General features: G+C 40.6%; 3 protein-coding genes. All 3 read left to right on the top strand.

What is annotated here, in order from left to right:
- Positions 1–2,101, top strand: a 2,101-nt coding sequence (gene uvrA, locus AC3LHT_RS09355; protein WP_488662702.1) for an excinuclease ABC subunit UvrA, incomplete at its 5' end; no start/stop codon positions are given.
- 72 nt (positions 2,102–2,173) lie between these two features.
- Positions 2,174–2,728: a GNAT family N-acetyltransferase gene (locus tag AC3LHT_RS09350; RefSeq protein ID WP_488662701.1), complete on the top strand. Its 555-nt coding sequence runs from the start codon at positions 2,174–2,176 to the stop codon at positions 2,726–2,728.
- A 317-nt stretch (positions 2,729–3,045) separates the two neighbouring features.
- On the top strand, positions 3,046–4,079 hold a 1,034-nt coding region (locus tag AC3LHT_RS09345; RefSeq protein WP_488662700.1), incomplete at its 3' end, for an MFS transporter.

Here is a 4,079-nt window from a genome sequence, read left to right as displayed (position 1 = left end):
TGAAAACTTCGCCTGTCCTATTTGTGGAATCAGCCTACCTGATATAAACCCCAAAATATTTTCTTTCAACAATCCTTATGGGGCTTGTCCTTATTGCCATGGACTGGGTTACACCATGGAACTATCTGAAGAGCTAGTGATTGACGAAAATTTAAGCGTACTGGATGGGGCAATAAGGGCTATCAGCAATTCCAGAGATAGCTTTAGCATGAAGCGCATACTAAATGTCATCGAAAGTCTTGGTGAAGATCCCAAAAAGCCTTTCAAAGACCTTAGCGAAGATGTAAAAGAAGCCATTCTCTATGGTACAGATTACGATATTCGTTTCGATTACAGAACAGAGAATCTAACATATCAGGTGCGAAAACCATTTGAAGGTATAATGAATAACCTTATGAGAAGATACAGGGAAACAGAATCACAGGAAATTCGCGAATGGATGGAAAACAAATTCATGGAAAGCAGGGTCTGTACAAGCTGTGGTGGTAAAAAACTCAGGAGCGAAGCATTAGGTGTGAAGCTTGGGCGTTACAATATAGCTGAGCTTTCGGAGCTTACCATAGCTTCTATTTACAAATACCTCTGTGAGTTGAAACTCAGTGAACATGAGTTAAAAATTGTAGGGGAGCTTTTGTCTGAGATAAAAAAGCGACTTCAATTTCTTATAGATGTAGGGCTCGATTATCTGACCCTATCACGTACAGCTATGACCCTTTCTGGAGGCGAAGCTCAGAGAATAAGGCTGGCAACACAAATAGGTTCAGGTCTTACCGGTGTCACTTATGTGCTGGATGAGCCCACCATTGGATTACATCCCCGCGACAACACTCGATTGATAGAAACCCTGAAAAAACTGAGAGATCTTGACAACACAGTGATCGTTGTTGAGCACGATGAAGAAGTAATAAGAAGTTCTGACTACATTGTAGATATTGGGCCGGGTGCGGGAGTTAACGGAGGCAAGGTCGTATTTCAGGGACCCACTGAAAAACTGTTGGACAATCCACCTGAAGAATCCCTAACAGGTAAGTATCTCAAAGGCGAGCTTGTGATTCCACGCTTAAAGAATAGCAACGCAGATAAAGAAAAGAAGCTCATACTTCGCGGAGCGCGGCAGAATAATTTGAAAGCAATTGATGTTGAATTTCCCCTGGGTAAATTCATATGTGTTACGGGTGTTTCAGGCAGTGGTAAGAGCTCCCTGGTCATGGACACTCTATATCCAGCTCTTAGCAACCTGTTAAACAAAACCAAACGTCAAGAAGGGCTTTATGATGGTATTGAAGGTATAGAAAACCTGGACAACATTATTGTTATTGACCAGGGGCCTATCGGAAGAACTCCGCGATCTAATCCCGCCACATACACTGGCCTTTTCAATTTCATTAGAGATATCTATGCCAGGACGCCTGAAGCTCGAGCCAGGGGGTATACCAAAGGCAGGTTTTCTTTCAACGTAAAGGGTGGGCGCTGTGAAGCCTGTCAGGGACACGGCTTAATAAAAATTGAGATGCAGTTTCTACCAAACGTATACGTAGAGTGTGATATCTGCAAGGGCAAACGTTATAACAGGGAAACTCTTGAAATTACGTACAGGGGAAAGAACATCTCAGATGTTTTGAACATGACAGTGGATGAAGCCCTGGAATTTTTCGAAAGGATTCCCCCTCTTCAACGAGCGCTAAAATTGCTCCAGGATGTTGGCTTGGGTTATATCACGCTAGGTCAACCAGCAACTACCCTTTCCGGCGGCGAAGCTCAAAGAATTAAACTCGCATCAGAACTTAAAAAGCGTTCTACCGGTCGAACGTTTTATATCCTGGACGAACCGACCACGGGACTTCATTTCGATGATGTTCACAAACTCATAGCAGTCCTTAAAAGGCTTGTAGAAAAGGGCAACACGGTTCTGGTGGTTGAACACAATCTCGATGTGGTGAAAAACGCAGACCATATCATAGATCTTGGCCCTGAAGGTGGAGATGCAGGTGGCGAGGTTGTGGCTTCAGGAACGCTGGAAGATATTCTCAACAATCCAAAAAGCTATACGGGTTATTATCTAAGAAAACACCTTGAAGTAGAGGAAAAAACGCTTGGCTAAAAATCGACAGAGTCTTTTGCACAAAAAGGAAATTTCTCTTGTTTACTTGAGCAAAAAAGTGTGGTGAGTAAAATGAAAAAGAATTATACCCAAAAAATAGTGATAAAAAAGCTGGAATGCGCAGACTTACATAAAAATGCACTTAACAGCTTTAACCGCTACCAACTGACAACCCATGTGAAATATCTTAAAGATGGAACTTTTCATTGCAAAGCAGAACGCTTTGAAGAAAATTGGGATCAAAACAAGAAAGAAAAGATTGTGGAATATCTGCGAAAATGCCTGGAAGCCGGTGGGGTTGTAATAGGTGCTTTCAATGAAAATAAAGAAATTATAGGATTTGCAAGTTTAGGGCATCTTCTCTTTGGCAAAAACAAAGAATACATAGAACTCTCTTACCTACATGTATCCAATGAATATAGAAATCAGGGTATAGGCAAAAAAATGTTCAAATTGTGCTGTGAATATGCAAAACAGAAGAGCGCTAAAAAACTTTACATAAGCACACATCCATCTGTTAAAACCCAGCGCTTTTATGAAGCCCTTGGCTGTGTACCAGCAATAGAAATAAACGAAAGGATATATAATCACGAACCTTTTGACGTACAGCTTGAATATTGTTTGTAACACTTCTAGTCGTTTTGTTTTGCCTTCCTTACTTCAACTCCGTACTTGACCAATCCCAAGAATAATGATATATTGGCTTTAATATTTCCGCTCTTTGTCTTTCCATGAGTATTATTCCTTGAGCGATTTTGAATCCGTTGCAAAAACTTTCATCTCACATAAAAACAACGAAAGAATCCCAAATCTTATTGAACGCCAAACAAAGGGTGTTCAAGTTGTTTTCTACCAAATAATATTGCCGGGCCATATTATATGTTCTTCTAAAAAATGATAATGAAGAAATATTTTTATCTTTAACCAACAAGGGAGGGAGTAGCTTGGTCAAAAGGAATCTCGTAATTTATCCGCTTTACAGATTTTTCATAAATATGCTCATAATAGGGCCAATATTGGTTCCTTTCATGCTGTTCAAGGGACTTAACTATTCCCAGATCATGCTACTTCAATCTATTTCGGCTATTTCAGTATTCCTCTTTGAGGTACCGACAGGAGCCATTGCTGACAAGGTATCACGACGATTCTCGCTTTTTCTTTCGGGTATTTTTGCTGCGATCGGTCTGTTGTTGTATATCGTATTCAAGAATTTCTATATCTTTGCGATGGCTGAAATGCTCTTCGGCCTCGGCATGACCCTATCCAGCGGGGCTGATTCAGCCCTTCTATATGAAAGTTTAAAAGAAATCGGGAAGAAAGAAGAATATCAGCATAGAGAAGGAAATGCAGCTTCATATATCTTTATAGGCCAAGCGGTGGGCTCAATATTTAGCGGATTTCTATACAAATACAATCATTTTGCCCCTTTCTGGATAAGTTTTGGGAATTTGTTAGTCGCTTCTATAATAGCTTTGCTGTTTTATGAAGCGGAACGAGAAAAGAGCGAACATAGGTACACTTCTCATATCTTCAAGAGTTTTGGGATAGTATTCAAAACGCCCCGCATATTATGGGCTGTGTGCTTTAGCGCGCTAATGGGCTTTGTTCTAAGAGTAGGGTATTGGCTCTATCAGCCATATTTCAAAGAAGTTGATTTGGACATAGCCTGGTATGGTGTAGTTTTCTTCTTTTTCAACATAGTGGCAGCCTTTAGTTCACATTATTTGACCAGACGTTATTCCAATGAAAGGCCGAGACGAATCCTGCTTGCCCTGAGTACTCTTATGGCGTTAGGATTCTTTTTGCCCATTGTTTTTGTAGCAAAATGGGCTATAGCGCTACTGGCACTTCAGCAGATCGTAAGAGGACTCTATAGACCCACAATGAATTTCTATATAAACCACCAGATTCGCGATACATACCGAGCAACTGTTATTTCCACGGTGAGCCTTGTTTCAAATCTCAGTTTTGCTGTTCT

It is taken from the genome of Kosmotoga sp. (assembly GCF_982836095.1).
Note: the sequence above shows the minus strand (reverse complement) of the source record. Positions and strands in the feature narration are given on the sequence as shown.